General features: G+C 68.6%; 29 protein-coding genes and 2 riboswitches. Of the genes, 16 read left to right on the forward strand and 13 right to left on the reverse strand.

The window, feature by feature from the left end:
* Positions 1-23: 23 nt before the first annotated feature.
* From ACK4JY_RS00610 to ACK4JY_RS00630, 5 genes are read right to left on the reverse strand one after another with little or no spacing between them, the layout of a single operon-like run.
* Entirely contained in the window at positions 24-1202 is a 1179-nt protein-coding gene (locus ACK4JY_RS00610; RefSeq protein WP_409602146.1) for a vWA domain-containing protein, read from the reverse strand.
* On the reverse strand, positions 1175-1543 hold the full coding sequence (locus ACK4JY_RS00615) for a DUF86 domain-containing protein (protein ID WP_409602148.1): 369 nt from the start codon (positions 1541-1543) through the stop codon (positions 1175-1177). Before ACK4JY_RS00615 ends, ACK4JY_RS00610 begins: the two co-directional genes overlap by 28 nt.
* Positions 1533-1820, reverse strand: coding sequence for a nucleotidyltransferase family protein (locus ACK4JY_RS00620; protein ID WP_409602149.1), 288 nt, complete (start codon positions 1818-1820; stop codon positions 1533-1535). Before ACK4JY_RS00620 ends, ACK4JY_RS00615 begins: the two co-directional genes overlap by 11 nt.
* 25 nt (positions 1821-1845) lie before the next feature.
* Complete coding sequence (locus tag ACK4JY_RS00625) at positions 1846-2574, reverse strand: DUF72 domain-containing protein (protein ID WP_409602150.1); 729 nt, start codon at positions 2572-2574, stop codon at positions 1846-1848.
* A 32-nt stretch (positions 2575-2606) separates the two neighbouring features.
* Positions 2607-3134, reverse strand: a complete 528-nt coding sequence (locus ACK4JY_RS00630) for an N-acetyltransferase family protein (RefSeq protein WP_409602152.1) — start codon at positions 3132-3134, stop codon at positions 2607-2609.
* A gap of 77 nt (positions 3135-3211) precedes the next feature.
* Between ACK4JY_RS00630 and ACK4JY_RS00635 the strand changes: the two genes are divergently transcribed.
* From ACK4JY_RS00635 to ACK4JY_RS00690, 12 genes are all read left to right on the forward strand, one after another.
* Positions 3212-4132, forward strand: a complete 921-nt coding sequence (locus ACK4JY_RS00635) for a histone deacetylase family protein (protein WP_409602154.1) — start codon at positions 3212-3214, stop codon at positions 4130-4132.
* A gap of 61 nt (positions 4133-4193) precedes the next feature.
* Positions 4194-4826, forward strand: a complete 633-nt coding sequence (locus tag ACK4JY_RS00640) for a histidine phosphatase family protein (RefSeq protein ID WP_409602155.1) — start codon at positions 4194-4196, stop codon at positions 4824-4826.
* A gap of 55 nt (positions 4827-4881) precedes the next feature.
* On the forward strand, positions 4882-5130 hold the full coding sequence (locus tag ACK4JY_RS00645; RefSeq protein WP_409602156.1) for an exodeoxyribonuclease VII small subunit: 249 nt from the start codon (positions 4882-4884) through the stop codon (positions 5128-5130).
* Positions 5130-5483 carry a tRNA-binding protein gene (locus ACK4JY_RS00650; protein ID WP_409602157.1) on the forward strand — a complete coding sequence of 118 codons (354 nt, stop codon included), beginning with the start codon at positions 5130-5132 and terminating at the stop codon, positions 5481-5483. The genes ACK4JY_RS00645 and ACK4JY_RS00650 overlap by 1 nt, the downstream gene beginning before the upstream one ends.
* A gap of 53 nt (positions 5484-5536) precedes the next feature.
* On the forward strand, positions 5537-6406 hold the full coding sequence (locus tag ACK4JY_RS00655) for a polyprenyl synthetase family protein (RefSeq protein ID WP_409602366.1): 870 nt from the start codon (positions 5537-5539) through the stop codon (positions 6404-6406).
* Between the two features lie 164 nt (positions 6407-6570).
* Complete coding sequence (gene dxs / locus ACK4JY_RS00660; protein ID WP_409602159.1) at positions 6571-8481, forward strand: 1-deoxy-D-xylulose-5-phosphate synthase; 1911 nt, start codon at positions 6571-6573, stop codon at positions 8479-8481.
* Positions 8482-8545: 64 nt separating this feature from the next.
* A complete protein-coding gene (locus ACK4JY_RS00665; protein WP_409602161.1) occupies positions 8546-8947 on the forward strand; it encodes a hypothetical protein in 402 nt (133 codons plus the stop codon).
* 968 nt (positions 8948-9915) lie between these two features.
* The gene (locus ACK4JY_RS00670; protein WP_409602163.1) at positions 9916-10275 is read left to right on the forward strand and encodes an AtpZ/AtpI family protein; all 360 of its coding nucleotides are present in this window, start codon (positions 9916-9918) and stop codon (positions 10273-10275) included.
* A 3-nt stretch (positions 10276-10278) separates the two neighbouring features.
* Entirely contained in the window at positions 10279-11067 is a 789-nt protein-coding gene (locus ACK4JY_RS00675; RefSeq protein WP_409602165.1) for a F0F1 ATP synthase subunit A, read from the forward strand.
* A 59-nt stretch (positions 11068-11126) separates the two neighbouring features.
* Positions 11127-11351: a F0F1 ATP synthase subunit C gene (locus tag ACK4JY_RS00680; protein ID WP_077356178.1), complete on the forward strand. Its 225-nt coding sequence runs from the start codon at positions 11127-11129 to the stop codon at positions 11349-11351.
* A 77-nt stretch (positions 11352-11428) separates the two neighbouring features.
* Positions 11429-11995 carry a hypothetical protein gene (locus ACK4JY_RS00685; RefSeq protein ID WP_409602168.1) on the forward strand — a complete coding sequence of 189 codons (567 nt, stop codon included), beginning with the start codon at positions 11429-11431 and terminating at the stop codon, positions 11993-11995.
* Positions 11995-12510, forward strand: a complete 516-nt coding sequence (locus ACK4JY_RS00690; protein WP_409602170.1) for a F0F1 ATP synthase subunit B — start codon at positions 11995-11997, stop codon at positions 12508-12510. Before ACK4JY_RS00685 ends, ACK4JY_RS00690 begins: the two co-directional genes overlap by 1 nt.
* Positions 12511-12595: 85 nt before the next feature.
* On the opposite strand, the gene ACK4JY_RS00695 is transcribed toward ACK4JY_RS00690, so the two are convergent.
* The 8 genes from ACK4JY_RS00695 to ACK4JY_RS00730 all read right to left on the reverse strand — a co-directional run bounded on the left by ACK4JY_RS00695 (position 12596) and on the right by ACK4JY_RS00730 (position 21516).
* Complete coding sequence (locus ACK4JY_RS00695) at positions 12596-13084, reverse strand: DUF6789 family protein (protein ID WP_409602172.1); 489 nt, start codon at positions 13082-13084, stop codon at positions 12596-12598.
* A gap of 95 nt (positions 13085-13179) precedes the next feature.
* Complete coding sequence (gene gcvPB, locus ACK4JY_RS00700; protein ID WP_409602174.1) at positions 13180-14751, reverse strand: aminomethyl-transferring glycine dehydrogenase subunit GcvPB; 1572 nt, start codon at positions 14749-14751, stop codon at positions 13180-13182.
* A 12-nt stretch (positions 14752-14763) separates the two neighbouring features.
* Positions 14764-16107: an aminomethyl-transferring glycine dehydrogenase subunit GcvPA gene (gene gcvPA / locus ACK4JY_RS00705; RefSeq protein WP_409602176.1), complete on the reverse strand. Its 1344-nt coding sequence runs from the start codon at positions 16105-16107 to the stop codon at positions 14764-14766.
* A 33-nt stretch (positions 16108-16140) separates the two neighbouring features.
* Positions 16141-16506, reverse strand: a complete 366-nt coding sequence (gene gcvH / locus ACK4JY_RS00710) for a glycine cleavage system protein GcvH (RefSeq protein WP_409602178.1) — start codon at positions 16504-16506, stop codon at positions 16141-16143.
* 19 nt (positions 16507-16525) lie between these two features.
* Entirely contained in the window at positions 16526-17644 is a 1119-nt protein-coding gene (gene gcvT, locus ACK4JY_RS00715) for a glycine cleavage system aminomethyltransferase GcvT (protein ID WP_409602180.1), read from the reverse strand.
* Positions 17645-17699: 55 nt separating this feature from the next.
* Positions 17700-17784, reverse strand: a riboswitch (glycine riboswitch).
* A 4-nt stretch (positions 17785-17788) separates the two neighbouring features.
* Positions 17789-17886, reverse strand: a riboswitch (glycine riboswitch).
* A gap of 29 nt (positions 17887-17915) precedes the next feature.
* A complete protein-coding gene (locus ACK4JY_RS00720) occupies positions 17916-18926 on the reverse strand; it encodes an adenosine deaminase (protein ID WP_409602182.1) in 1011 nt (336 codons plus the stop codon).
* 31 nt (positions 18927-18957) lie between these two features.
* On the reverse strand, positions 18958-20760 hold the full coding sequence (gene argS, locus ACK4JY_RS00725; protein ID WP_409602184.1) for an arginine--tRNA ligase: 1803 nt from the start codon (positions 20758-20760) through the stop codon (positions 18958-18960).
* Complete coding sequence (locus ACK4JY_RS00730) at positions 20761-21516, reverse strand: Tat pathway signal sequence domain protein (protein WP_409602186.1); 756 nt, start codon at positions 21514-21516, stop codon at positions 20761-20763.
* Between the two features lie 70 nt (positions 21517-21586).
* On the opposite strand from ACK4JY_RS00730, the gene ispH reads away from it, so the two are divergent.
* The 4 genes from ispH (at position 21587) to tdh (ending at position 25845) form a co-directional block, all read left to right on the forward strand.
* Positions 21587-22558 carry a 4-hydroxy-3-methylbut-2-enyl diphosphate reductase gene (ispH, locus tag ACK4JY_RS00735; RefSeq protein ID WP_409602188.1) on the forward strand — a complete coding sequence of 324 codons (972 nt, stop codon included), beginning with the start codon at positions 21587-21589 and terminating at the stop codon, positions 22556-22558.
* Between the two features lie 80 nt (positions 22559-22638).
* Positions 22639-23547, forward strand: a complete 909-nt coding sequence (locus tag ACK4JY_RS00740; RefSeq protein ID WP_409602190.1) for a DUF4232 domain-containing protein — start codon at positions 22639-22641, stop codon at positions 23545-23547.
* A gap of 55 nt (positions 23548-23602) precedes the next feature.
* Entirely contained in the window at positions 23603-24796 is a 1194-nt protein-coding gene (locus ACK4JY_RS00745) for a glycine C-acetyltransferase (RefSeq protein WP_409602191.1), read from the forward strand.
* Positions 24797-24804: 8 nt separating this feature from the next.
* Positions 24805-25845 (forward strand): L-threonine 3-dehydrogenase, encoded by a 1041-nt coding sequence (tdh, locus tag ACK4JY_RS00750; protein ID WP_409602368.1) that lies wholly within the window; start codon positions 24805-24807, stop codon positions 25843-25845.
* Positions 25846-25851 lie beyond the last annotated feature (6 nt).

Here is a 25851-nt window from a genome sequence, read left to right on the forward strand (position 1 = left end):
AACGGCGTTGGCGCGAGGCTAGCCTATTTGGCGAGCGCCCGCATCGCCTTCTCCAGCCCTTCCAGCGTCAGCGGATACATCCGCTCGTCGACCAGTTCGCGGATCATCCCGACCGAGGCCGAATAGCTCCAGTAGCGCTCCGGTGACGGGTTCAACCACGCCGCCTTGTCCCACTGCAGCATGGCCCGCTTCATCCAGACCGCGCCCGCCTCCTCGTTCCAGTGCTCGACCGAGCCGCCGGGCATGGTCACCTCATAGGGGCTCATGGTGGCGTCGCCGACGAAGATGGCGCGCCAGTCGCCGGGATATTTGTTCAGCACCTCCCAGGTCGGGATCTTCTCGCTGTGCCGACGCCGGTCGTCCTTCCACACCCCCTCGTAGAGGCAGTTGTGAAAGTAGAAGAATTCCAGATGTTTGAACTCGGTCTTCGCCGCCGAGAACAGCTCCTCGCACATCTTCACATGGGCATCCATCGAGCCGCCGATGTCGAGGAACAGCAGCACCTTGATGGTGTTGCGCCGCTCGGGCCGCATGTGGATGTCCAGCCAGCCCTGCCGCGCCGTGCCGTCGATGGTGGCGTCCATGTCCAGTTCGTCCGCCGCACCCTGTCGCGCGAACCGGCGAAGCCGGCGCAGGGCGACCTTGATGTTGCGGGTGCCCAGCTCGACCTGGTCGTCGAGGTTCCGGTACTCGCGCTTCTCCCACACCTTCACCGCACGGCCATGCTTGCCGGGCCCGCCGACACGCACCCCCTCGGGATTGTAGCCGCCGTGGCCGAACGGACTGGTCCCGCCGGTGCCGATCCATTTCGACCCGCCCTCGTGCCGGCCCTTCTGCTCTTCGAGCCGCTGCTTCAGCGTCTCCATCAGCTTTTCGAACCCGCCCAGCGCCTCGATCTGCGCCTTCTCCTCGTCGGTCAGATATTTCTCGTTCAGCAGCCTCAGCCAGTCCTCGGGCACGTCCAGCGCCGGCTCGTCGCCCGCGCCGACGGTCTCGATCCCCGCGAACACCTTGCCGAACACCTGGTCGAACCGGTCGTAGTGTTTCTCGTCCTTGACCAGCACCGCCCGCGACAGATGGTAGAAGTCATCGACCTTCCGACCGGCCACGTCCTTGTCCATGGCCTCCATCAGAAGGAGCCATTCCTTCATCGACACGGGCACCCGCGCGTCTCTCAGGGCGGTGAAGAAGGGGAGGAGCATGAGTCTTCCGGGAGTTGCGACAAGGCGTCCGCCAGTTGGGGCACACTGACGGTGACGATACTCCAGAGCAGGGAAGGACTCGCCGCGCCATAGTCATGCGCCAGCATGTGTCGCAGACCGGCCATGCCGTCCCAGTTCAGGTGAGGCAGTCTGGCCTTGCCGTCGTCTGTCAGGCGGTTCGCCGCCTCGCCGATGACGATCAGGCGCATGCACACAGCATCCCGTGTTCTCATGTCGGCGCGAAAACTGCCGACCGAATGCCCGACCAGATACTCCTCGATCCGGGACACCGACTCGCGCAGTTCCGAGATCAGGACGGGATCGGGGCGCTCAGACGACAATCGCGTCTCGCAAAGCCGTTCGCCGGATGTAGGGATTGTTCAACCCATCATCCGGGCACATGTCGACCTTGTGGCCAAGCCGCAGCGCCACCTCGTCCTTGAGACTGAAGAAGTCCCATCCGATCGGTTTGGAGATGTCCACCAGCAGGTCAACATCGCTGTCCGGCCCCGCCTCGTCGCGCGCATAGCTGCCGAACAGGCGCACATTGACGATGCCCTGCTCTTCCAGCCAGGGCTTCAGTTCGCGCAGCTTGGTCAGCAGTTCCTCGCGGGTCATGGACGCAACATAGCGTGTCGCGCCGCTAACCGGAACGGTCCAGCAGCCCGACCAGCTGGTTGGCGTCCGCCGGCGCGGCGCTTTTGATGTCGTTGTCGAAATAGACGAAGACCTCCCGTTCCTTCCGCCACGCCCGGATCGCCTTGGCCCAAATCTTCAGCGCCGCCTCGCCGTAGCGGCCATGATAGTCCCCGGCGGGCCCGTGCCCGCGCAGATAGATGAAGTCCGCCGTGGCCTCCCATGGCGCCGACGCATGGTGATGGTCGGACAGGCACAGGGCCACGTTCCGCGCCCGCAGCATGTCCAGCACCGCGTCGGCGTACCAGCCCGGATGCCGAAACTCGATGCTGTAGCGCCGCCCCCCGGGCAGGGCGTCGAGGAAGGTCTGCAGCCGCTCGTCGTTGCGGTGCAGATTGGGCGGCAACTGGAACAGGATCGGCCCCAGCTTGTCGCCCAACCCGGCCAGCCGACCGAACATCAGGGCCAGCGGCTCGACCGGGTCTTTCAGCTTCTTGTTGTGGGTGATGAACCGCGAGGCCTTCCAGGCGAACAGGAAGTCGCCGGGCGTCTGCTCGCGCCAGGCGGCCACCGCCTGATCCGTCGGCATGCGATAGAAGCTGGCGTTGATCTCCAGCGTCCGGAACCGGTTCGAAATGTAGGCCAGCCGCCCGGCGGCCTTCACCTCGTCCGGGTAGAACGGCCCGTTCCAGTCCTTGTAGGCCCAGCCTGAGGTGCCGATCCGAACGTCGCCCATGAACGCCGAACCGCCCCCGTGCAGGTCGGTTCCTAACCGCGCCGCAGGATGAACTCGTCATCCAGCCAGTCGCCGACCGGATATTGATACTCGCCGACCTTCTCGAACCCTCGGGCCGCATACATCGCCTGGGCCTTCACATTGCCGCTCCAGACGCCGATCCACAGCGGCCCGTTGCTATTGGCCTCCATCCACTCCAGCGCCACGGTCAGCAGCCGGCGGCCGACGCCCAGCCCCTGGGCCTCCTTCGCCACATACAGCCGCCGCAGCTCGGTATGGCTGGGCCGCGCCTCCGGGTGGGGCAGGGTGTTCGGCCCGGCGTTGGCGAAGGCCAGCAGCGCCCCGTCGCGCTCGGCCACCCACCACGCCCCGCCGGGCTCCTTCAGCTTCTCGCGGACGGCCGCGGGACTGAAGCTGGCGTCGAGAAATCGGGTCAGGTCGCCGGCCGGATAGGGGATGCCGAAGCCGTTGACGAAGGTGTCGATGAAGGTGCGCCATCCCAGTTCGCCGAGGGCTTCGGCGTCGGCGTCTACGGCGGGGCGGATCACGGGCTCGGTCATGCGTCGCGACCTACACCCGTCGCGGCCGTCCGTCACGGGCCGCGACAATCCCTCTCGCGCCCCCTATCCTGTCCCCGATGAGCGTCCCCCTCTTCACCCACCCCGACATGCTGGACCACCATCCCGGCGTCGGCCATCCCGAGCGACCCGAACGCCTGAAGGCGGTGCTGGACGCGCTCGACGACGCCGGCCTGTCCGGCGACCGCCGCCCGGCCACCGAGGCGGCCATCGCCGATCTGGAGCGGCTGCATCCGGTCGCCTATGTCGCCCGCCTGCTGACCGCCGCCCCGGCCACCGGCCTCAACCAGCTGGACGCCGACACCATACTGTCGCCCGGCAGCGTGCGCGCCGCCCGACTCGCCGCCGGGGCGGTGATCGACGCCGTCCGCGCCGTGGCCCGGGGCGAGACCGCCCGCGCCTTCGCCGCCGTCCGCCCGCCCGGCCACCACGCCGAGCCCGACCGGGCCATGGGCTTCTGCCTGTTCTCCAACGTCGCCGTCGCCGCCCGCGTCGCCCAGGCCGAGGGTCTGGCCCGCGTCGCCGTGATCGATTTCGACGTCCACCACGGCAACGGCACCCAGGCGGCCTTCGAGCACGACGACAGCCTGTTCCTCGGCTCGATCCACCAGATGCCGCTCTATCCGGGCACGGGCGCGGCGTCCGAAACCGGCGTCGGCAACATCGTCAACGTCCCGGTGGCGCCGCACGCCGCCCGCGAGGCGTGGCGCGCGACCTTCTCAGGCGGCCTGATGCCGGCGCTGGAATCCTTCCGTCCGGACCTGATCCTGATCTCGGCCGGCTTCGACGCCCACCGTCGCGATCCGCTCGCCCACCAGAGCCTCGAGGCCGAGGATTTCGCCTGGGCCACCCGCGCCGTGCTCGAGGTCGCGCGATCGTGCTGCGCCGGCAAGGTTGTGTCCTCGCTCGAGGGCGGTTACGACCTAGAGGGGCTCGGTCGTTCGGCGGCCGCTCACGTTCAGGCCTTGGGGGAGGAATAAGGACGGTTCGCCAAAGGCTTATCCTCCGCAAATCATGCCCGTCCAAGCCCGAGACTCAGTGATGGCCGACCCGCCGCTCCCCGCGACCCCGCCGCCGCCCCGCGCGGCCCTGGTCTCGGTGCGGCCCGGCGCCATCACCCTCGCCCGCCACGGCGAGCCGGCCCTGTCGCGCAAATGCCTGCTGACCTCGGACCAGTACCGCGAATGGTGGGCCAAATACGAGGTCGGCGGCCTGCTCGCCGGCCAGATCCCGCCGCCCGAGCTTCTGGCCACGGCCGAGGGCGCCGGCGCCATCTACGCCTCGACCCGCCGCCGCGCCCAGGAAACGGCCGCCGCCATCTCGGCTGGCCGCGAGGTGATGAGCGACGCCCTGTTCATCGAGGCCCCCCTGCCGCCGCCGCGCTTTCCGTCGTGGTTCCGCCTGCCGCCGAAATACTGGGGCGTCGTCGCCCGCATCTGGTGGCACGCCTTCAACCACCACGAGGGCCAGGAAACCCGCGCCCAGGCCGAGGCCCGCGCCGAACAGGCGGCCCGGGCCCTGATCGCCCGCGCCGAGAGCGGTCAGGACGTGCTGGTCCTCGCCCACGGCTATTTCAACCACATGGTCGGGCGCCGCCTGCGCGCCGACGGCTGGACGCTGGTCCACAACCAGGGCTTCAAATACTGGTCCCAGCGGCGCTACGAGCGGCGCTGATCTTCGCCCTTCCGCTACTTGAGGCGCGGCGCCGCCCCCTCTAGGGTCGCCGCCGATGACAGACGCCGCCCCCATACCCGCCGAGCTCAGCTTCGAGGACGCCCTGCAGCGCCTCGAACAGATCGTCTCCCGCCTCGAGTCCGGCCAGGCCCCGCTCGAGGAGTCGATCGCCCTCTATGAGGAGGGCGCCCGCCTCAAGGCCCATTGCGAAAGCCGGCTCAAGGCCGCCCAGCTGCGCGTCGACAAGATCGTCGTCGGCCCCGACGGCCAGGCGAAGGGCGTCGAACCGGCCGGGTTCGACTGATGTCCGGCCCCGCGGCCGATCAGATCGCCTTCGACGACTTCATGAAGGTCGACATCCGCATCGGCCAGGTGATCTCCGCCGAGCCCTTCCCGCAGGCGCGCAAGCCGGCCTTCAAACTGGCCATCGACTTCGGCCCCGACATCGGGGTGAAGAAGTCCTCGGCCCAGATCACCGTCCACTACACCCCGGACCAGCTGGTCGGCCGCAAGGTCGCCGCCGTGGTCAATTTCCCGCCGCGCCAGATCGGCCCCTTCATGTCCGAGGTCCTGACGCTCGGCTTCCCCGACGCCGCCGGCGAGGTCGTGCTGGTCGGCGTCGACCGCGACACGCCCCTCGGCGGGAGGCTGTTCTGACCCCCCTCCCTCCCTCCAGGATTCGGGCCGCCAATTCGCCGGAGCAGGGCGTCATCGACCGGGTGGCCGAGATCGCCGATCTGGTCACCGTCGCCCTCGACGAGCTGCTGCCCCGCGCCGACGGTCCCGAATCCCGCCTGACCGAGGCCATGCGCTATGCCGCCCTCGGCCCCGGCAAGCGGCTGCGTCCCTTCTTCGCGCTGGAAGCCGCCGCCCTGTTCGACATCGACCCGCGCTCGGTGCTGCGCGCCGCCTGCGCCCTTGAATGCGTCCACGCCTACAGCCTGGTCCACGACGACCTGCCGTGCATGGACGACGACGACATGCGCCGCGGCCGCCCGACGGTGCATATCGCCTATGACGAGGCCACCGCCGTCCTCGCCGGCGACGCCCTGCAGACCGCCGCCTTCGACATCCTGCTGCACCCCGACACCCACGAGAACCCGGCCGTCCGCTGCGAGCTGGCCGCCCGCCTGTCGCTGGCCAGCGGCGCGCGCGGCATGGCCGGCGGCCAGATGATCGACCTGCTGGGCGTGCGCGACGACCTCGGCGGCGTCGCCCGCATGCAGCGGCTCAAGACCGGGGCCCTGTTCACCTACGCCTTCGAGATCCCGCTGATCATTGCCGACGCCCGCGAGAGCCAGCGTCAGGCCCTGACCAGCTTCGCCCACGACATCGGCCTCGCCTACCAGATCGTCGACGACCTGCTGGACGTCGAGGGCGACGAGGACATCCTCGGCAAGGCCGCCAACAAGGATCACGCCCAGGGCAAGACCAATTTCGTCACCCTGCTGGGCGTCGACGCGGCGCGGCATCGCGTCGCGCATCTGGCTGATCAGGCCCGCGCCCACCTCGATGTCTTTGGTCCGGATGCGGAAATCCTCAAAGCCAGCGTGGACTTCGTGCTACAGCGGCGATCGTAGCCCATTCCGTCATTCCGGGCGATGCGCAGCATCGAACCCGGAACCCAGGAGTTCATCTGCGGTCCTGGGTTCCGGGTTCCGCTTCGCGGCCCCGGAATGACGGGGTAAGGGTGGCGGATCGCCGTGTTCGATCCGGCGCCGGATTGAGAAGCCGAAGAGTTTTCATGCCCGACACCCCGCTGCTCGACCAGGTCCACATCCCCGCCGACACGCGGCGCTTCGACATCCCGCAGCTGAAACAGCTGGCCGACGAACTGCGCACCGAGACCATCGACGCCGTCTCGACCACCGGCGGACACCTCGGCGCCGGTCTCGGCGTGGTCGAGCTGACCGTGGCCCTGCACCATGTGCTGGAGACGCCGAAGGACATCCTGATCTGGGACGTCGGCCACCAGTGCTATCCGCACAAGATCCTGACCGGCCGGCGCGACCGCATCCGCACCCTGCGCATGGCCGGCGGCCTCAGCGGCTTCACCAAGCGCAGCGAGAGCGAGTACGACCCTTTCGGCGCGGCCCACGCCTCGACCTCGATCAGCGCCGCCCTCGGCTTCGCCGCCGCCCGCGACCAGAAGGGGGAAAAGAACCGCGTCGTCGCCGTCATCGGCGACGGCTCGATGTCCGCCGGCATGGCCTATGAGGCGATGAACAACGCCGCCGAGACCACCAACGGCCAGCTGATGGTCATCCTCAACGACAACGACATGTCGATCGCCCCGCCGGTCGGCGGCATGAGCGCCTATCTGGCCAAACAGGTCTCGGGCGACGCCTACCGGAATTTCCGCCGCTTCGGGAAATCGGTCGCCGAACACCTGCCGCGCCCGTTCCGCAACGCCGCCCGCAAGGCGGAGGAATATGCTCGCGGCATGATCGTCGGCGGCACCTTCTTCGAGGAGCTGGGCTTCTACTACATCGGCCCGGTCGACGGGCACGACATGGACAACCTCGTCCCGATCCTCAAGAACGCCGCCGCCATCACCGACCGCCCGGTCGTGGTCCATGTCGTCACCCAGAAGGGCAAGGGCTACGCCCCCGCCGAATCCAGCGCCGACAAGCTGCATGCGGTGGTCAAGTTCGACGTCGTCTCGGGCAAGCAGTCGAAGAGCGTCTCCAACGCCCCCAGCTACACCAAGGTGTTTGGGACCGAGCTGATCAAGCGGGCGCACCTCGACCCCTCGATCGTCGCCATCACCGCCGCCATGCCCTCGGGCACCGGTCTGGACCTGTTCGGTCAGGCCTTCCCGACCCGCACCTATGACGTCGGCATCGCCGAACAGCACGCCGTCACCTTCGCCGCCGGCCTCGCCGCCGACGGCATGAAGCCGGTCTGCGCCATCTATTCGACCTTCCTCCAGCGCGGCTACGACCAGGTCGTCCACGACGTCGCCATCCAGTCCCTGCCGGTGCGCTTCGCCATGGACCGCGCCGGCCTGGTCGGGGCCGACGGGGCCACCCATGCCGGCAGTTTCGACATCGGCTTCATGGGCGCCCTGCCGGGCATGGTGCTGATGGCCGCGGCCGACGAGGCCGAACTCGCCGCCATGATCGCCACCAGCCTCGAGATCGACGACCGCCCCTCGGCCTTCCGCTATCCGCGCGGCGACGGCGTCGGCGTCGAGATTCCCGAACTCGCCGCCCCGCTGGAGATCGGCAAGGGCCGCATCGTCCGCGAAGGCACGACCGTCGCCATCCTGTCGCTCGGCACGCGGCTGCAGGAATCGCTCAAGGCCGCCGACGCCCTCGCCGCCCGCGGCGTCTCGGCCACGGTCGCCGACGCCCGCTTCGCCAAGCCGCTGGACGCCGACCTGATCCTGCGCCTCGCCCGCGAGCATGAATGCCTGATCACGGTCGAGGAGGGGGCTATGGGCGGCTTCGGCGCCTTCGTGCTTCAGCTGCTGGCGGAAAAGGGCGCGCTCGACGCTGGCCTCAAGGTCCGCACCCTTCAACTGCCCGACGTCTTCCAGGATCAGGACAAGCCCGAGGCGATGTACGCCACGGCCGGCCTCAACGCCGAACACATCGCCGCCGCCGCCCTGCGGGCGCTGGGCGTCGAAGCGAGCCGCGCCGTCCGCGCCTGACGGGGCTACAGGCAACCTCGGCCCTCCACTCCCGTTCTGTCCGGGAACAAGTGGAGTTCCGATCGTGAAAACTCATCTCTTCATCGCCGCCGTTCTGGTCTGCGGCGCCTGTGCGACCCCGCCGCAGCCGGCCGGGTCGGGCGCGGACGGAACGGCGGGCTCCGGTACGGTGGTGCGGACCGGCGACGCCAATCTCAGCTGCATCCAGATCGCCGACGAAGCCGCCGGCCTCAGCGAACGCATGGGTGGGACCGCCCCCGGCCGCCTCGGCGCGGCCGTCGACGTGGCCAAGGCCGGAGCGGCCATGCTGATCCCCGGCGCGGGCCTGGTGCTGGCCGGCGCCGATGCCCTGACCGGGCCCGAACGCGAGCGCCGCGAGGCCGAGGCCCAGGCCCTGCAGAACCGCTGGCACTACCTCAACGGCCTCTACATCGCCGGTGACTGCATGCAGACGACGGGCGGGTAGGGGGCCGTCGGGTGTCCTTCTCCCCTTGGGGGAGAAGGTGGCCCGGAGGGCCGGATGAGGGGTAGGCGGGCTCCAGACCCGCCGACAGCCAGTTTTCCTCCAGCATCCCCCTCATCCGTCTCGCTCCGCGAGCCACCTTCTCCCCCGGAGGGGAGAAGGAAGCCGCGTGACGCTGTGCCTACAATCCGCGAATCTATAGTCTAGTTATCAAAATATTCCCCAGCACAATCAGCCACATAACCTTTTCTCAAACCGTTTTGTCTGTACTAGGGCCGGGCTCCCGTAAAATGCCCTTCATCCCGTCGCGGGGGAGGGCGTCTGGCGCCAGGGCCAACCGCGTGCGGCGGGTGTGATCGTTGCGGGACGCCGGGCGTCGCCTTCACGGGCGCGCACGGCGGAACTGGACCATCCTGCGGGACGGGTTGCTCCCCCCTGCGGCATGGAAAGGGACTGTCCTCCGGTTTGAAACGGAGGAGCCCAGGGGCCTTGGCCGCTCCTGCCCGCCCGGGCTTAGTTTCGAAAGGGCCTAAAGGGTGAAGGCCGCGGGGCCGAAAATTGGCAAGACCCGCACCGCCCTGGGATGCCCGCCCCGAAGCGCTCGGAAGCCACGATCACGGCGGAGCGCGGGCGTTCAGCCGAAAACACATCAAGGCTCCCGTAACGCGAAAGCAGGGGGCCACATCGGTTCCGGGCTGACGCCCGCGCTCCGCCAACCTCCCCAACCGCTTTTCCCGAAGCGGCGCAGACGCATGCCCGCTTCTGCCTCCCCGTCACTCCCCGAATCCCCGTCCCTGCCAGCGACCGTTCGCCACGCCCGCAAAACACGGAAGCAAATATGCGGAAAATCAACGACCTAATGCCGTTCCTCACCGCCTTGACCTGCGGGGGTCCCGCCTATAGGTTCCGCGCCGAATTCAGACCCCCTCCGGGGTTCGCCACACGGCGAATCGAGGAGCGCTGAGGCCATCATGTCCCTGCCACCGGAATCGCGCGAAGAGGCGATCGCTCGTCTCACCCGAAGCGCATCCGATCTGGAAGCGCGGACGGCCCCGCCGGCCTCTCACGAGGCCGCGGGACAGGCGGCGGCGGGGCAGGCGTGGCGGATCATCGCCGATCTGCTTGGCGGGGTCTTCGTCGGCCTGGCGCTGGGCGCCGGAGTGGACTGGTATTTCCAGACCAATCCGTGGGGTTTGATTGGTGGGGTCCTGCTGGGCTTCGGGGTTTCAATCTGGATGGCCTGGCGAACCGCGCAGCGGGTGATGGCCATGGCCAGGGCAAGCGGTGGGGAGCCGAAATCGGTTCCTTTCGACGAGGACGAAGAAGACTGACGCATGGCTGATCCGATCCACCAGTTCCAGGTCGTCCCGCTCGTCGAATTCGGCGAGGTGACCCTGCCGTTTATCGGCACGCAGCAGATTGCGTTCACCAACTCGCATCTGGCGATGACCATCGCCTTCGCCGCGGTCGTGCTCTTCCTGCAGATCGTGACCGCCGGGGCCAAGGTCGTCCCGGGTCGGCTGCAGGCGACCGGCGAACAGATGTTCGGCATGATCGACGGCGTCACGGATTCCATCATCGGCCATGAGGGCCGCAAATACTTCCCGTTCGTCTTCACCCTGTTCACCCTGATCCTCGGCATGAACATGCTGGGCATGTTCCTGACCTTCACCGCCACCTCGCAGCTGGCCGTGACCATGACCTTCGCCCTGCTCACCATCCTGCTGGTGATCGGCATCGGCATCGGCAAGCACGGGCTGAAATTCTTCCTGCTGTTCTGGCCGTCCAGCGCCCCTCTGATCCTGCGCCCCGTGGTCGGCGCGATCGAGTTCCTGTCCTTCCTGCTCCGTCCGGTGACCCTGGCGCTGCGTCTGTTCGGCAACATGCTGGGCGGCCACGTGGCGCTGAAGATCTTCGCCGGCTTCGTCGTCAGCCTGGGGGCCATGGCCTTCGCCGGCGAGGGTCTGGGCCTGTTCGCCCTGCCGATCGCGGCCCTGTCGATGACCATGGTCGTCGCCCTGACCGCCCTGGAGTTTCTCGTGGCCTTCCTGCAGGCCTTCGTGTTCGCCGTTCTGGCCGCCATCTATCTCAATGATGTGGTCAACCTGGGCCATGGCCACTAAGCCGGGCGCAGTTCTTTCACCCCAACCCTGAACCCCTCAGAAAACTAGGAACACACCCCATGGAAGCTGAAGCCGCCAAATACATCGGCGCCGGCCTGGCCACCCTCGGCATGATCGGCTCCGCCATCGGCGTGGGCAACATCTTCGCCAACTTCCTCAACGGCGCCCTGCGCAACCCGTCGGCCGCCGGCTCGCAAGTCGGCAACCTGTTCGTCGGCGCGGCCCTGGCCGAAGCCCTGGGCATCCTGGCCTTCGTGCTCGGCATCCTGATCCTCAACGCCTAAGCTCTTTCAGGCGTCACAGCGGCGACGTCCCCAGACGGGGGCGTCGCCTCTTTGCCCGATTTTCCCAGACGGACACCATGGTCGCTCCCGCACCCACCGACATTCATGGCGAAACCCACGCCACGACCACGGCCGAAGGCCATGGCGAAGCCGCGTCGGGCGGCCTGCCGCAGTTCGACACGACCGTCTGGTTCGGCCAGATCGTCTGGCTGCTGATCCTGTTCGCCATCCTCTACCTGCTGATCAGCAAGGTCTTCGCGCCGCGCCTGCGCCGCGTCATGGATGAGCGTACCGCCACCATTTCCGGCGCCGTCGCCTCCGCCCGTCAGGTCCAGGCCGAAGCGGCCGGCCAGGCCGAGGCGGCCAAGGCCGAGGTCGCCGCCGCCCGGGCCTCCTCCCGCGCCACCGCCGCCGCCGCCGCCGCCCGCATCGGCGAGGAAGCCGCCGCCCGCAAGGCCGCCGACGAGGCCGCCGTCTCGGCGCGCATCGCCGAGGCCGAGGCCGCCATCGGCCAGACCCGTGACGCGGCCATGACCAAGGTCGCCGCCATCGCCGGCGACACGACGGCCGCCATGGTCGAGCGTCTGACCGGCCGCGCGCCCACCGCCGCCGAGGTCGACGCCGCCGTCAAGGGAGCCGCCTGATGCCCCATTTCCTCGACCCCCACATGTACAGCCTCGACAACCCGGAGCTCTGGGTCGGCATCGGGCTGCTGCTGTTCTTCGGCATCCTGATCATGGCCGGCGTACCGAAACTGGTCGCCACGGTGCTCGATTCGAAGGCCGCGAAGATCCAGTCCGAGCTCGACGAGGCCGCCCGTCTGCGCGCCGAGGCCGAGGCCCTGCTGGCCCAGATCCGCATCGAAAAGGCCGAGGCCGAGGCCCAGGCCGCCGACATGCTGGCCGCCGCCGAAACCGACGCCCGTCGCCTCGAGGCCGAAGCCAAGGTCAAGCTGGAAGAGTCCATGGCTCGTCGTCAGGCCCTGGCCGAGCGTCGCATCGAACAGGCCGAGGTCCAGGCCACGGCCGAGGTCAAGGCCGCCGCCGCCGACCTCGCCGCGAAAGCCGCCGAACAGATCCTCGCCGCCCGTCTGGCCGGCCAGAAGACCGACCCGCTGCTCGACGCCGCCATCGCCCAGATCGGCGCGCGGTTGAACTAGGGGCGCTATCGCTCGCCGCGCGGCGGCTCGCTGCTTCAGCGCTGAGAAAAAAAAAGCCCCGCTTCGCAGCGGGGCTTTTTCCGTTCTAGTGCGCCATGGCTCCGCCGACCGGCGCCCGGTGGCGCTTCTCGCGCTCCACCAGCCGCCCGTAAACATTGCCCAGCACGATGCCGTAGACCGCGTGCGTCGCGATCATCCACACCAGGGTGCCGAACCCGGCCTGCATGAAGAAGATGCCGACCGAGCGTCCGCCCAGCATGCCGACCAGCGGGGCAACGGTCAGGCCCATCACGAGGAAGGCCCCGACCGCGAACAGTATGCCCTTGGACTCCGGCGTGCTCGACGGCAGCCTCGGGCACAGCACGCCGAAGGCGGCGCCCAGCACGAAGGTCCCGACCACGAAGTGGGCGATCCAGCCCACGATCATCTGGTCAGGCATCTGCAGCATGACGGACAGTAATCGCGGGAAACTGGCGGCCCACGGTCCGAAATACAGATTGGCGGCCTCAAGCAGCGACACCGCGACCGTCGCCGAAAAGCCGGCGATTACGCCCTTTTGTACGCGTGACATCATGACCTGTGCGCCTCCCAACGCCTGTTCTGGTTCTGACTACGCAGACCAGAGCATACGCCTGTCAGGGAGAGCGGCGTTCACATTGCCGTGCTCGCCTATTCGGCCGCGATGTTCGACCCCTCCGGCGCCGTCCAGCGCAGCACCGGCGAACGCGCCGCCCGGGTCTCGTCCAGCCGCCGCAGGGGGGCATGGAAGGGCGCGCCCTTGAAGCGGTCGACGTCGCCGGCCTTGGCCGCCGTCGCCAGGGCCCGCATCGCCTCGATGAAGCGGTCCAGTTCCTGCTTCGACTCGGTCTCGGTCGGCTCGATCAGCATCGCCCCGTGGACGACCAGCGGGAAATACATGGTCATCGGGTGGAAGCCCTCGTCGATCATCGCCTTGGCGAAGTCGAGCGTGGTCACATCCGTGCCCTTCAGCCATTCGTCGTCGAACAGGGCTTCGTGCATGCACGGCCCCTCGGGGAAGGCGGCGCTCATCAGGTCCGACAGCCGGGCCTTGATATAGTTGGCGTTCAGCACCGCATCTTCGGCCACCTGCCGCAGCCCGTCCGAGCCGTGGCTCATCATGTAGCTGAGGGCGCGCACATACATGCCCATCTGGCCCTGGAAGGCGCACAGCCGGCCGAAGGCCTGTTCGGCCTCGTCCTCGGCGAACTCGACCAGTCTGAAGCCGTCCTCGCCGGACACCACCCACGGCGCCGGCGCGAAGGGGGCAAGCGCCTCAGACAGCACCACCGGACCCGCCCCCGGCCCGCCGCCGCCGTGCGGCGTCGAGAAGGTTTTATGCAGGTTGATGTGCATGGCGTCGACGCCCAGATCGCCCGGCCGCACCCGCCCGACGATGGCGTTGAAGTTGGCTCCGTCGCAGTAGAAATACGCCCCGGCCTCATGCGTCAGGCGGCTGATCTCGAGGATGTCCCGCTCGAACAGACCGCAGGTGTTCGGATTGGTCACCATGATGGCGGCGACGTCGTCGCCCAGCTTGGACGCCAGATCGGCCACGTCGACGCGGCCGTCCTCGGTCTGGGCGACCTCGACGACGGTGTAGCCGACGAAGGCGGCGGTGGCCGGATTGGTGCCGTGGGCCGAGGTCGGCACCAGCACCTTGCGGCGCTTCTCATGCTCGCCCGAGGCCTCGTGGGCGGCGCGGATGGCCATCAGGCCGCACAGCTCGCCATGGGCGCCCGCCTTGGGCGACAGGGCCACCGCCGGCATGCCGGTCAGGGTCGTCAGCCAGTGGGCCAGCGTATCCATCAACTCCAGCGCGCCCTGCACGGTCGAGACCGGCTGCAGCGGGTGGATGTCGGAGAAGCCGGGCAGGCGGGCCATCTTCTCGTTGAGGCGCGGATTGTGCTTCATCGTGCACGACCCCAGCGGATAGATGGCCAGGTCGATGGCGTGGTTCTTCTGCGACAACCGCACATAGTGCCGCATCGTCTCGGGCTCGGAGAGGCCCGGCAGTCCGATCGGATCGCGGCGCACCAGATCGCCGAGATCGGACCCGTCCGTCTTCGGCTCCGGCAGGTCGACGCCGGTCTTGCCCCAGCCGTCGCTCTCGAAGATCAGATGCTCGTTCTGCAGCAGACCGCGGCCCCCGGTCAGGGTGGCGGGCTTGCTCTCGACGGCGTTCGGGGTGGTCGGGCGGCCGACGGTGTTCATGCTGCTCATGATCCGGGCTCCTTAAGCGCAGACCTTGGCGAGCGCGCTCGCCAGGATTTTGATGTCGCCGTCCAGCGTCGTCTCGGTCGCCGCGACCAGCAGGACGTCGTCCATGCCGGCGCCCGGGGCCAGACGGCTGTAGGGCACGCCGGCCAGCAGGTGGTGCCGGGCCAGCTCGTCGACCACCTCAGCCGCCGGTCGGGGCAGGCGAACGGCGAACTCGTTGAAGAAGCGCGGGGTCAGCACCTCGACGCCCGGAATGGCCGCCAGGGCGTCCCGCGTCGCCACCGCCTTCTCGTGGTTCAGCAGGGCCAGTTTGCGCAGCCCGGTCTCGCCCAGCAGGCTCATGTGGATGGTGAAGGCCAGGGTGCACAGGCCCGAGTTGGTACAGATGTTCGAGGTCGCCTTGTCGCGGCGGATGTGCTGCTCGCGCGTGGACAGGGTCAGGACAAAGCCGCGGGTTCCCTCGGCGTCGACGGTCTCGCCGCACAGCCGGCCCGGCATCTGCCGGATCAGCTTTTCGCGGCAGGCGAACAGGCCGACGTAGGGGCCGCCGAAGTTGAGGGCGTTGCCGATCGACTGGCCCTCGGCGGCGACGATGTCGGCCCCCATTTCGCCCGGCGATTTGAGCAGTCCCATCGACACGGCTTCGGTCACCACGACGATCAGCAGGGCGCCGGCGGCGTGAGCGGCCTCGGCGATCTTCGTCACATCCGTCGCCGTGCCGAATACGTTCGGGGTCTGGACCACGACGCAGGCCGTGTCGGGCCCGATCTGGCCGATCACATCGGCCTCGGCGTCGACCGCGGCCGGCAGGACCTGGGTCTCGACGCCGACGGCATGGACCACGGTCTCGGTCGCGGCGACATAGTGCGGATGCACCCCGCCCGAGATCACCGCCTTGTTGCGGCGGGTCACGCGGGTGGCCATCAGCACGCCCTCGGCCATGGCGGTCGAGCCGTCATAGAGGCTGGCGTTGGCCACCGGCATGCCGGTCAGATTGGCGACCTGGGTCTGGAATTCGTACAGATACTGCAGCGTGCCCTGGGCGATCTCGGGCTGGTAGGGCGTGTAGCTGGTCAGGAACTCCGACCGCTGGATCACATGGTCCACCGTCGCCGGGACATGGTGCTTGTACGCCCCGGCGCCGCAGAAGAAGGGCACCGTCCCGGCCGTGGCGTTCTTCGCCGCCATGGCCCCCAGCGCCCGCTCGACCTCCAGCTCCCCCGCCACGCGCGGCAGGTCGACGAAGCCCTCACGCCGCGCCGCCTGCGGCACGTCCACGAACAGGTCGTCGATGGTCTTGGCCCCGATCGCCGCCAGCATGGCGGAGCGGTCGTCGGGCGTCAGCGGGAGGTAGCGCATGGCGGGGGGAGGTCCGTGCGGGAGAGGTGGGAACTAGAGGGTGGCGAGGAAGGCGTCGTAGGCGGCGCGGTCCATCAGGGCGTCGATCTGCGAGCCATCCGACACGCGGATTTTCGCAAACCAGCCGTCGCCTTCGGGATCGGCGTTGACCGTCTCTGGGGCCGAGGCGAGGGCGGCGTTGCCTTCCACCACTTCACCCGACACCGGGGCGTAGACGTCCGAGGCCGCCTTGACGCTCTCGACGACGGCGAAGCTGTCGCCCTTCGAGACGGTCTTGCCGGCTTCCGGCGTCTCGACGAACACCACGTCGCCGAGGGCGTCAGCGGCGTGCTTCGAAATGCCGACGGTGGCGACGTCGCCGTCGAGGCGAACCCACTCGTGATCCTTGGTGAAATGCATCGGTCTGTCTCCGGAAGGCTCAGACGGCCTTGGGTTTGCGATAGTAGCGTTGGGCGACGAAGGGCATGGCGACCACCTCGGCCGCGGCGGGCTTGCCGCGCACCAGCACCTTGAGGTCGGCCCCCAGGTCGGCGAACTGAGGCGGCACATAGCCCATGGCGATGTTGCGGCCCAGCGTGGGCGAGGGGCCGCCCGAGGTCACCTTGCCGATGACGTTTCCGTCCATGTCAGCGATCTCGGCGCCTTCGCGGGCCGGTGCGCCTTCCTTGACGCTGAGGCCGATGCGGACCCGCGACGGGCCGTTGGCTAGTTCCTCAAGGATGCGGTCGACGCCGTTGAAGTCGGCGCGCTCCTTGCGCGACTTCGACAGGGCGAAGGTCAGGCCGCCTTCGACCGGGCTGGTCGAGGCGTCGATGTCGTGGCCGTGCAGCGGCAGGCCGGCCTCGAGGCGCAGGCTGTCGCGGGCGCCGAGGCCGATCGGCTTGACGCGGGCGTCCTTGAGGATCGTCGTCCAGATGCGCTCGGCCTGATCGGCGGGCACGGAGATTTCGTAGCCGTCCTCGCCGGTGTAGCCGGAGCGGGAGACGTAGCAGTCGACCCCGAACAGCATCAGCCGGGCGCAGTCCATGAAGCCGAACTCGGCCAGCACCGGCTCGTGCTTCGCCATCACCTCGGCCGCCTCGGGGCCCTGGATCGCGATCAGGGCCCGGTCGTCCAGCACGGTCAGCGCCGCGTCGCCGGACAGATTGGCTTTCAGGAAGGCGAAGTCGGCGTCCTTGTTGCCGGCGTTGACCACGACATGAAGGCCGTCGTGGTCCGGCTTGCCGGCCATCAGGTCGTCCATGATCCCGCCTTCGGCGTTGAGCAGCAGGCTGTACTTCTGCTTGCCGGCCTTGAGGATCGCGTAGTCGCCGGGCACGAAACGCTCGAACTGGGCGACGGCGTCCTCGCCGGTGATCTTGCACTGCCCCATGTGCGAGACGTCGAACAGGCCGGCGTGCTCGCGGGTCCAGCGGTGCTCGGCCAGCACGCCCTCGTACTGTACCGGCATGTCATAGCCGCCGAAGCCGACCATGCGGGCGCCCAGCGCGCGATGGGCGGCGTTCAGGGGCGTGGTCTTGAGGGTGTCGTCGGTCATGTCAGGCCTTCAGAGTCGCGTTGCGGGGCGGAAAGCTCCGCCGTCCTCGCGCCCCCGCTGTCCTGAAGCCTGAGAGATTCCGGCGCCACAAGTGAGGCGTCTTGCTCCGTCGGCGCATCCCGGGGGATGACTTTCCAGCGTCCGAATGTTCTCGCGGTCCGTTTGCCTGAGCGTTTCCGGGGCGGTTGCGCCTTCGGCTCCGGGGCCGCCGAAACGGCCCCGATCTCTCCCGCGAGAGCGCCGTGACCTAGGCCCCGACTCAGCGCCCAAGTCAAGCGTGGGCGGCGTAGGCCTCGACCTCGGCGATCCGCGCCGCCTTCTGCTCCGGATCAAGGAACGAGCCCTCGAAGCTGTTGCGCGCGATCCGCGTCACCTGCTCCCGCGTCAGCCCCACGGCCTCGGCCAGCTGGCGGTAGTTCTCGTTCACATAGCCGCCGAAATAGGCCGGATCGTCCGAGTTCAGCGTCACATGCAGCCCCCGGCGCAGCATCTCCGGCACGGGGTGGTCCTTGAGGTCGTTCACCACGCAGAGCTTCAGGTTCGACAGCGGGCACACCGTCAGGGTCATCTGCGACGCGGCCAGCCGTTCTATCAGGGTCTCGTCTTCCATCGACCGGTTGCCGTGATCCATCCGGTCGATGCGCAGCAGGTCCAACGCCTCGTGCACATAGGCCGGCGGCCCCTCCTCGCCGGCGTGGGCGCACAGCTTCAGGCCCAGGTCGCGGGCGGCGGCGAATACCCGAACAAACTTCGACGGGGGATGGCCGACCTCGGACGAATCCAGCCCCACGCCGATGAAATGGTGCAGATACGGCTTCGCCGTCTCCAGCGTGGCGAAGGCCTCCTCTTCCGATAGATGGCGCAGGAAGCTGAGGATCAGTCCCGAGGTCACGCCCAGCTCGGCCTTCGCCCGGTCCATGCCGGCGATCAGCCCTTCCACCACCACCGCGAACGGCACGCCCCGGTCGGTGTGGGTCTGGGGATCGAAGAAGATTTCCGCGTGGCGCACATTGTCCGCCGCCGCCCGCTGGAAATAGGCGAAGGCGAGGTCCTCGAAATCGCGCCGCGTCAGCAGGACGTTGGCCCCGGCATAGTAGATGTCGAGGAAGTCCTGCAGGTTGGAAAAATCATAGGCCGCCCGCACCGCCTCGACGCTGTCGAACGGAATGGCCACGCCGTTGCGCTGCGCGAGCTCAAACATCAGCTCGGGCTCAAGCGAGCCTTCGATATGCAGATGCAGCTCGGCCTTGGGCAGGCCGGCGATATAGGCGTCGAGGGACATGGGCGGCTCCGTGCTGAGCCGCCAGTCTAACCTACATCCGCTCCGGCGTGTCGATGCCCAGCAGGTTCAGGGCCGTCTCCAGCTGATCCAGCACCGCCTTCGACAGGGTCAGCCGCGAACCCTTTGTCGCCTCGTCCGGCGCGATCAGCACGGGGCAGGCAGCGTAGAATTTCGAGAACGCCTGGGCCAGCCGGTAGGCGTGCTCCGAGATCAGGTGCGGCATCCGCTTGTCATAGGCCTCGGTCACCGCCTGCGAGAAGGCGTCCAGCGTCAGGGCCAGGTCGCGCTCGGCCGGCTCGCCGATCATGACCGGTCCCGCCGCCGCGCCCTGATCGGCCGCCTTGCGCAGCAGGGATTTGATCCGCACCGCCTGGTACAGCAGATACGGTCCCGTCTTGCCCTCGAAGCTCATGAAGCGGTCGAGGTCGAAGACGTAGCTGGTCGTCCGGCTGTTCGACAGGTCGGCAAACTTGAGGGCCGCGACGGCGACCTTGTGGGCGATCGTCTCGAACTCCGCCGCGGGCAGATCGTCGCCGAGCTTCGCTTCGCGCAGACGCTCACGCGCCTTGTCCACCGCCATGGTGATCAGGTCGTGCAGCTTCAGCACCCCGCCTGCGCGGGTCTTGAACGGCTTCCCGTCCGGCCCGTTCATGGTCCCGAAGCCGAGGTGCTCCAGCGTTCCCTCGGCGGCGTACCCGGCCAGATAGGCGGCGCGGTAGACCTGTTCGAAATGCTCCGCCTGCCGCTCGTCGACGACATAGAGGATGAGATCGGGATCGATGGTCTTGCGGCGGTCGAGGATCGTGGCCAGGTCGGTCGTGCCGTACATGGCCGAGCCTTCCGAGCTGATCACCAGCAGCGGCGGCGGGCTCGGCGCCTCGATCACGCTGCCGTCGGCCAGCTTGCGCTTGCGCGTCTCGCCGGGCCGGGCGACGTGCACCACGCGGGCTCCGTCATCCTCGACCAGCAGGCCGGTTTCCTCGAGGTGGTCGATCATCTCGGCCATCACCGGATCGGCGTCGCTCTCGCCGTTCCACAGGTCGAAGGTCACGCCGAGGGCTCCGAACTCGCGCTCCAGCGCCGTGCGGCTGACCGCCACGAAATGGGCCCACAGCGCGCGATAGCCGGGGCGGCCGCCCTGCAGCTCGGCCGTCGCCTTGCGGGCGCGGTCGCGGAAGGCCGGGTCTTCCTTCGCCATGGCGGCCGCGGCTGGATACAGCCGCTCAAGATCTTCGAGTGTGACCGGACTGTCGGCCGGGAAGGGCCCGTCGCCCGCGGCGAGGAAGGCGTCGGCCTTGCCCTCGTCGCCGACCGCGACGATCAGCAGTCCCATCTGGAAGCCCCAGTCGCCGAAATGGGCGTCGCCCCACACCGTGTCGCCGCGGAAGCGGAACAGCCGCTTGAGGCTCTCGCCGATGATGGAGGACCGCAGGTGACCGACATGCATGGGTTTGGCCACGTTCGGTCCAGCGAAGTCGATCACCACCTTACGCGGCGCGGCAACAACGGCGGCGCCGGCGTGCTCGCGGTCGTCCGCGACCTCGGCGGCCCGGGCCGCCAGCGTGGCGTCGGCGACCTTCAGATTGATGAAGCCCGGTCCGGCCACCTCGACCGACGCCAGCCGGTCATCGTCCTTGAGCCGCTCGGCCACGCGCGTGGCCAGCTCGCGCGGGTTGGCTTTCAGCGCCTTGGCCGCCGCGAGGGCGCCGTTCGACTGGAAATCCGCCAGATCGGGCCGGTCCGAGGGCGTCACGCGGGCGAGGGCGGGGTCCACGCCTTCGGCGGCGAAGGCGGCCCCGACCGCCTCGCCCAGAACAGTCCTGAGATCGGTCATTTAAGGGTTCGCGGGCGGCGTGGCGGCCTGGGCGCCCGCGTTGACACGGAAGCGGCTGCCGGATCGATTGAACTCCGCCATCTGCGGGGTGATGTCGAAGCCGACCAGGATCTCGAAATTGTCGCCGCTCGTCGTGGCTTCGGCGCGCGGGATGAGGATGGTCTGCTCCTGCGTCACCTCGGCGGTTTCAGCGCCTTCGAAAACCACGGGCAGGTCGAAATACTGCTTCGCAAGCACCGCCTTGTTCCGCTCGGTCACGGCGATCCAGTAGCGGTAAGTTCGGGCGTCGCCCCCGGCCTGCGGCCCGCGGCCGAGGTTGAACAGCACGCGGGTATGCACCGAAATCGGCTCGTCGCCCTGGTAGGCGCAGTCCGAGGTCAGGCCTTCGATCTCACCCGTGAAACCGACGTTGGAGGCCGTCACCCGGTCCCCGGTCAGTTCGACATAGCGGGCGGCGTCATAGAGAATTTTGACATAGGGGCAGGGTCCGGCCGCGGCGCTGCGACGCAGCGGCGCGATGCGCGGGGCCTCGCTCCTCGGGTTCGCCGCGCTCCCGTCAGCGTTCTCGCCGCGGTTCGGGTCCGGGCGGGGCGTCTGCGCCTGGGCGGCCAGGGGCAGGGCAAGGACCGCAACGGCCGAGAGCAGGGAAATCTTGAAGGCGCGACGCATCGAAATTCTTCCACGTACGAGGAGGCGCGTCAGCCCGACGCCGGGCGCACGCTCGTCGCTGATAGCGGCTAAAGCGAGGCGCGGCAAACCCGCGCTGGGACCTGGGCGCGGTCGATGCGAGGTGGCGGCGGGCGGACCGAACGACTAGGTTCCCGCCATGACCCTGCACGCGCCGATCCCGGCTCCAGAAAAGCGTCCGCTGACCGTCCGGCTGGCCACCCCGCGCGGCTTCTGCGCCGGGGTCGACCGGGCTATCCAGATCGTCGAGCGCGCGATCGAGAAATACGGCGCCCCCGTCTATGTGCGGCACGAGATCGTGCACAATCGTCACGTCGTCGAACGCCTCAAGGCCATGGGCGCGGTGTTCGTGCGGGAGCTGGATGAATGCCCCGACGACCGGCCGGTCGTCTTCTCAGCCCATGGCGTGCCGAAGTCCGTGCCGGAGGGCGCCAAGGCTCGCCAGATGCTGTATCTCGACGCCACCTGCCCGCTGGTGTCCAAGGTCCATGTCGAGGCCGAACGCCATCATGCCGCCGGCCGCCATATCATCCTGATCGGCCACGCCGGCCATCCCGAGGTGGTCGGCACCATGGGCCAGTTGCCGCCCGGGGCGATCAGCCTGATCGAGACGGTCGAGGACGCCGCGCGATTCCAGCGTCCCGGCGAGGCGACCCTGGCCTATGCGACCCAGACGACGCTCTCGGTCGACGACACCAGCGAAATCCTCGCCGTGCTCAAGCAGCGCTTCCCCGAACTGCCCGACCCGCACAAGGAAGACATCTGCTACGCCACGACCAACCGTCAGGAAGCGGTCAAGCGGCTGGGGGCGGGCTGCGACCTTGTCCTCGTGGTGGGTTCCAAGAACTCCTCGAACTCTGTGCGGTTGGTCGAGGTGGCGCTGCGGGCGGGGGCCCGCGACGCCCGGCTGGTTGATGACGCCAGCCACGTGGACTGGCGCTGGCTGGACGACGTCTCGACCTTGGGCGTCACCGCCGGCGCATCCGCGCCGGAGCCCCTGATCGAAGCGCTGGTCGACGCCGTCCGCGCCCGGTTCGACGCCGAGGTGGTCGAGGACGACGGCGAGCGCGAGACCGTGACATTCAAGCTGCCTCGCGTCCTGACCACCTGACGGGCGACTGACTGCCCTTGCGCGGCGGAAGCGTTTGCCCTTGGCTGGCGTTGACCGTCCGGTCTGTCAGGGGAAGCGTCATGCGTCGGAATCAGATTGTCGGCCTCGGTCTGGCGACCTTCGGACTGGCGGCGGTCGCCGGCTGCGAACAGGCGGAGCCGCCCGTGTCGCCGCCGCCCGAGCCTTCCGCGCCGATCGCAGAGGCTGCGCCCGTCACCGCCACCTATGTCTGCGACAGCGGCCTGACGGTGGCCGTGGCGTATCCCGACCCGCAGTCGGCCCAGGTCACCTGGCGCGATCGCACCTACGCCCTGCGCGCCGCCCCGGCCGCCTCGGGCGCCCGCTACAGCGACGCCGAGGTGGAGTGGCGGTCGCTGACCCGCGACGGCGTCGAACAGGCCACGCTCAGCCGGTTGGTGGCCGAGGACGCGCCGGTCGTCCTCGAGCGCTGCAGCCGCCCCGCATCCGTCGCGACCCCGGTCGTGCCCCCGCCAACGGACGCGGCCGCCGCCGCGGGGCAGGTTCCGGCCGCCGCCGTTGCGCCGCCGTGCAATGGGCCCCAGCTCAGGCTCTCCGCCGAGGGCGGCGACGCGGGCGCCGGCAACCGGGCCGCGATCCTCGGCGTCCAGAATATCGGGGCCGAGGCCTGCAGCCTGACCGGCTATCCGACCGTCACACTCCAGGACGCCCAGAGTCGACCCCTCGCCGCGGTGCGCGCCGAGCAGAGCCTCGGCAGCTATTTCCGGCAGGGCGAGATTCCCGGGCCGGTCGAACTGGCTCCGCAGGCCAAGGCCTTCTTCGACGTCGCCTGGAACGTGGTCCCGGATGAAAGCCAGGGGCAAAAGACGTGCCCGTCGGCGGCCCGGATCCGGATCACCGCGCCCGGCGACACCTCTCCTGTCGCCCTGGCCCAACCCTTCACGCCCTGCGGCGGCCGGATCCGGGTCAGTCCCTTCCGGCCCGTGGCCGAAGCCGAGCCCGCGGCCTAGGTCCCGGCGCTTCAAGGGCTTCAAACGGCCTTCAAAACGGCGTAGCGGAGCGCGCATGACAGCCAGCTTCCATGACCGCATCCGCGCGGAACTCGCCGACATCGACGCCCAGGGGCTGACCAAGCCCGAGCGGGTCATCGCCTCCCGCCAAGGACCGGTGATCGAGGTCGGCGGCCGCGACGTGCTCAATTTCTGCGCCAACAACTACCTCGGCCTCGCCGGAGACGAGCGGGTGAGCCGGGCGGGGATCGAGGCGCAACAGAAGTGGGGCGCCGGCACGGCCTCGGTGCGCTTCATCTGCGGCACGCTGGAGATCCACAAGGAACTGGAACGCGCCACGGCCGACTACCTCGGCTTCGAGGACACGATCCTGTTCGCCGCCGCCTTCGACGCCAATGGCGGCCTGTTCGAACCCCTGTTCGGGGCCGAGGACGCGATCGTTTCCGACAGCCTGAACCACGCCTCGATCATCGACGGCGTGCGGCTGTGCAAGGCCAAACGCTACCGCTTCGCCAATTCCGACATGGACGACCTCGAGACCCAGCTGAAACAGGCCCGGGCCGATGGCGCGAAAGAGATCGTCATCGCCACCGACGGCGTCTTCTCGATGGACGGCTATATCGCGAAGCTGAAGGACATCCGGGCCCTCGCTGACAAATACGACGCCCTGATCATGGTCGACGACTGCCACGCCACCGGCTTCCTCGGCCCCCAGGGCCGCGGCTCATACGCCCACCACGGGGTCGAGATCGACTTCCTGACCGGCACCTTCGGCAAGGCGCTGGGCGGGGCCATGGGCGGCTTCATCTGCGCCACGTCCGAGGTGGTGTCCCTGCTCAAGCAGCGGGCCCGGCCCTATCTGTTCTCCAACGCCCTGGCCCCGGCGATCTGCGGCTCCAGCCTCGAGGCCATCCGCATCGCCGGCGGCGACGAGGGCGACGCCCTGCGCCAGCAGCTGTTCGCCAACGCCGCCCGCTACCGCGCCGCCATGACCGACGCCGGCTTCACCCTGTTGCCGGGCGGGCACCCGATCATCCCGGTCATGCTTGGCGACGCCAGACTGGCGCAGGATTTCGCCGCCCGCGCGCTCGAGCTCGGCGTCTACGTCATCGGCTTCAGCTTCCCGGTGGTGCCGCGCGGCCAGGCCCGCATCCGCACGCAGATGTCGGCGGCTCACACCTTCGAACAGATTGATCAAACGGTCGCGGCGTTCACGACGGCCGGCAAGGAATTGGGAGTTATCGCATGACCGACACCATGAAGGCCCTGGCCAAGACGAAGCCCGGCATCGGTCTTGAGCTGATCGACGCCCCGATCCCCGTCGCCGGCGACGAGGACGTTCTGATCAAGGTGCACCGGACCGCCGTCTGCGGCACCGACATCCACATCTGGAACTGGGACGAGTGGAGCCAGAAGAACGTTCCCGTGCCGATGATCACCGGCCATGAGTTCTCGGGCGAGATCGTCGCCATCGGCAAGGACGTCGACCGTCGCCTGAAGGTCGGCCAGCGCGTCTCGGCCGAGGGTCACGTCATCGACCTGAACTCCGAGGCGGCCCGCGCCGGCCATTTCCACCTCGATCCGGCGACGCGCGGCATCGGCGTCAACCGCCAGGGGGCCTTCGCGGAGTTCGTCGTCGCTCCCGCCTTCAACGTCATCGAACTGCCGGACGAGGTCCCCTACGAGATCGGCGCCATCCTCGACCCGTTCGGCAACGCCGTGCACACGGCGCAACAGTTCGATCTGCTGGGCGAAGATGTGCTGGTCACCGGCGCCGGTCCTATCGGCATGATGGCCGCCGCCGTCGCCCGCCACGCCGGCGCCCGCACCGTCGTCCTGACCGACATCAACGACTTCCGCCTTGAGCTGGCGCAGAAGGTCGCGCCCGGCGTGCGCACCGTGAACACCACGAAGGAAGACCTGCACGACGTCATCCACGAGCTGGGCATGAAGGTCGGTTTCGACGTGGCGCTGGAGATGTCGGGTTCGCCGATCGCCTTCAAACAGTGCGTCGACACCCTGATCATGGGTGGCGGGATGGCCATGCTGGGCATCCCGTCGAAGCCGATGGAGACCGACTGGGGCGCGATCATCCTCAAGGCCCTGACCATCAAGGGGGTCTACGGGCGCGAGATGTTCACCACCTGGCGCAAGATGCTGGGCCTGCTCAAGGCCGGCCTCGACCTGACCCCGCTGATCACCCACCAGATGAGCTACGACCGCTTCGAAGAGGGCTTTGAGGCCATGCGCTCCGGCCAGTCCGGCAAGGTCGTGCTCGACTGGGACAAGGCGGCCTAGAACCTG

Origin of the sequence: Brevundimonas sp., assembly GCF_046295595.1 — a bacterium.
Classification (GTDB): Bacteria; Pseudomonadota; Alphaproteobacteria; order Caulobacterales; family Caulobacteraceae; genus Brevundimonas.

Coding starts and splice junctions, on each gene's coding strand:
- ACK4JY_RS00610 (WP_409602146.1), bottom strand. CDS start 1,202: ATGCTCCTCCCCTTCTTCACCGCCCTGAGAGACGCGCGGGTGCCCGTG.
- ACK4JY_RS00620 (WP_409602149.1), bottom strand. CDS start 1,820: ATGACCCGCGAGGAACTGCTGACCAAGCTGCGCGAACTGAAGCCCTGG.
- ACK4JY_RS00625 (WP_409602150.1), bottom strand. CDS start 2,574: ATGGGCGACGTTCGGATCGGCACCTCAGGCTGGGCCTACAAGGACTGG.
- ACK4JY_RS00630 (WP_409602152.1), bottom strand. CDS start 3,134: ATGACCGAGCCCGTGATCCGCCCCGCCGTAGACGCCGACGCCGAAGCC.
- ACK4JY_RS00635 (WP_409602154.1), top strand. CDS start 3,212: ATGAGCGTCCCCCTCTTCACCCACCCCGACATGCTGGACCACCATCCC.
- ACK4JY_RS00640 (WP_409602155.1), top strand. CDS start 4,194: ATGGCCGACCCGCCGCTCCCCGCGACCCCGCCGCCGCCCCGCGCGGCC.
- ACK4JY_RS00645 (WP_409602156.1), top strand. CDS start 4,882: ATGACAGACGCCGCCCCCATACCCGCCGAGCTCAGCTTCGAGGACGCC.
- ACK4JY_RS00650 (WP_409602157.1), top strand. CDS start 5,130: ATGTCCGGCCCCGCGGCCGATCAGATCGCCTTCGACGACTTCATGAAG.
- dxs (WP_409602159.1), top strand. CDS start 6,571: ATGCCCGACACCCCGCTGCTCGACCAGGTCCACATCCCCGCCGACACG.
- ACK4JY_RS00670 (WP_409602163.1), top strand. CDS start 9,916: ATGTCCCTGCCACCGGAATCGCGCGAAGAGGCGATCGCTCGTCTCACC.
- ACK4JY_RS00675 (WP_409602165.1), top strand. CDS start 10,279: ATGGCTGATCCGATCCACCAGTTCCAGGTCGTCCCGCTCGTCGAATTC.
- ACK4JY_RS00680 (WP_077356178.1), top strand. CDS start 11,127: ATGGAAGCTGAAGCCGCCAAATACATCGGCGCCGGCCTGGCCACCCTC.
- ACK4JY_RS00685 (WP_409602168.1), top strand. CDS start 11,429: ATGGTCGCTCCCGCACCCACCGACATTCATGGCGAAACCCACGCCACG.
- ACK4JY_RS00690 (WP_409602170.1), top strand. CDS start 11,995: ATGCCCCATTTCCTCGACCCCCACATGTACAGCCTCGACAACCCGGAG.
- ACK4JY_RS00695 (WP_409602172.1), bottom strand. CDS start 13,084: ATGATGTCACGCGTACAAAAGGGCGTAATCGCCGGCTTTTCGGCGACG.
- gcvPB (WP_409602174.1), bottom strand. CDS start 14,751: ATGAGCAGCATGAACACCGTCGGCCGCCCGACCACCCCGAACGCCGTC.
- gcvPA (WP_409602176.1), bottom strand. CDS start 16,107: ATGCGCTACCTCCCGCTGACGCCCGACGACCGCTCCGCCATGCTGGCG.
- gcvH (WP_409602178.1), bottom strand. CDS start 16,506: ATGCATTTCACCAAGGATCACGAGTGGGTTCGCCTCGACGGCGACGTC.
- gcvT (WP_409602180.1), bottom strand. CDS start 17,644: ATGACCGACGACACCCTCAAGACCACGCCCCTGAACGCCGCCCATCGC.
- ACK4JY_RS00720 (WP_409602182.1), bottom strand. CDS start 18,926: ATGTCCCTCGACGCCTATATCGCCGGCCTGCCCAAGGCCGAGCTGCAT.
- argS (WP_409602184.1), bottom strand. CDS start 20,760: ATGACCGATCTCAGGACTGTTCTGGGCGAGGCGGTCGGGGCCGCCTTC.
- ispH (WP_409602188.1), top strand. CDS start 21,587: ATGACCCTGCACGCGCCGATCCCGGCTCCAGAAAAGCGTCCGCTGACC.
- ACK4JY_RS00740 (WP_409602190.1), top strand. CDS start 22,639: ATGCGTCGGAATCAGATTGTCGGCCTCGGTCTGGCGACCTTCGGACTG.
- ACK4JY_RS00745 (WP_409602191.1), top strand. CDS start 23,603: ATGACAGCCAGCTTCCATGACCGCATCCGCGCGGAACTCGCCGACATC.
- tdh (WP_409602368.1), top strand. CDS start 24,805: ATGAAGGCCCTGGCCAAGACGAAGCCCGGCATCGGTCTTGAGCTGATC.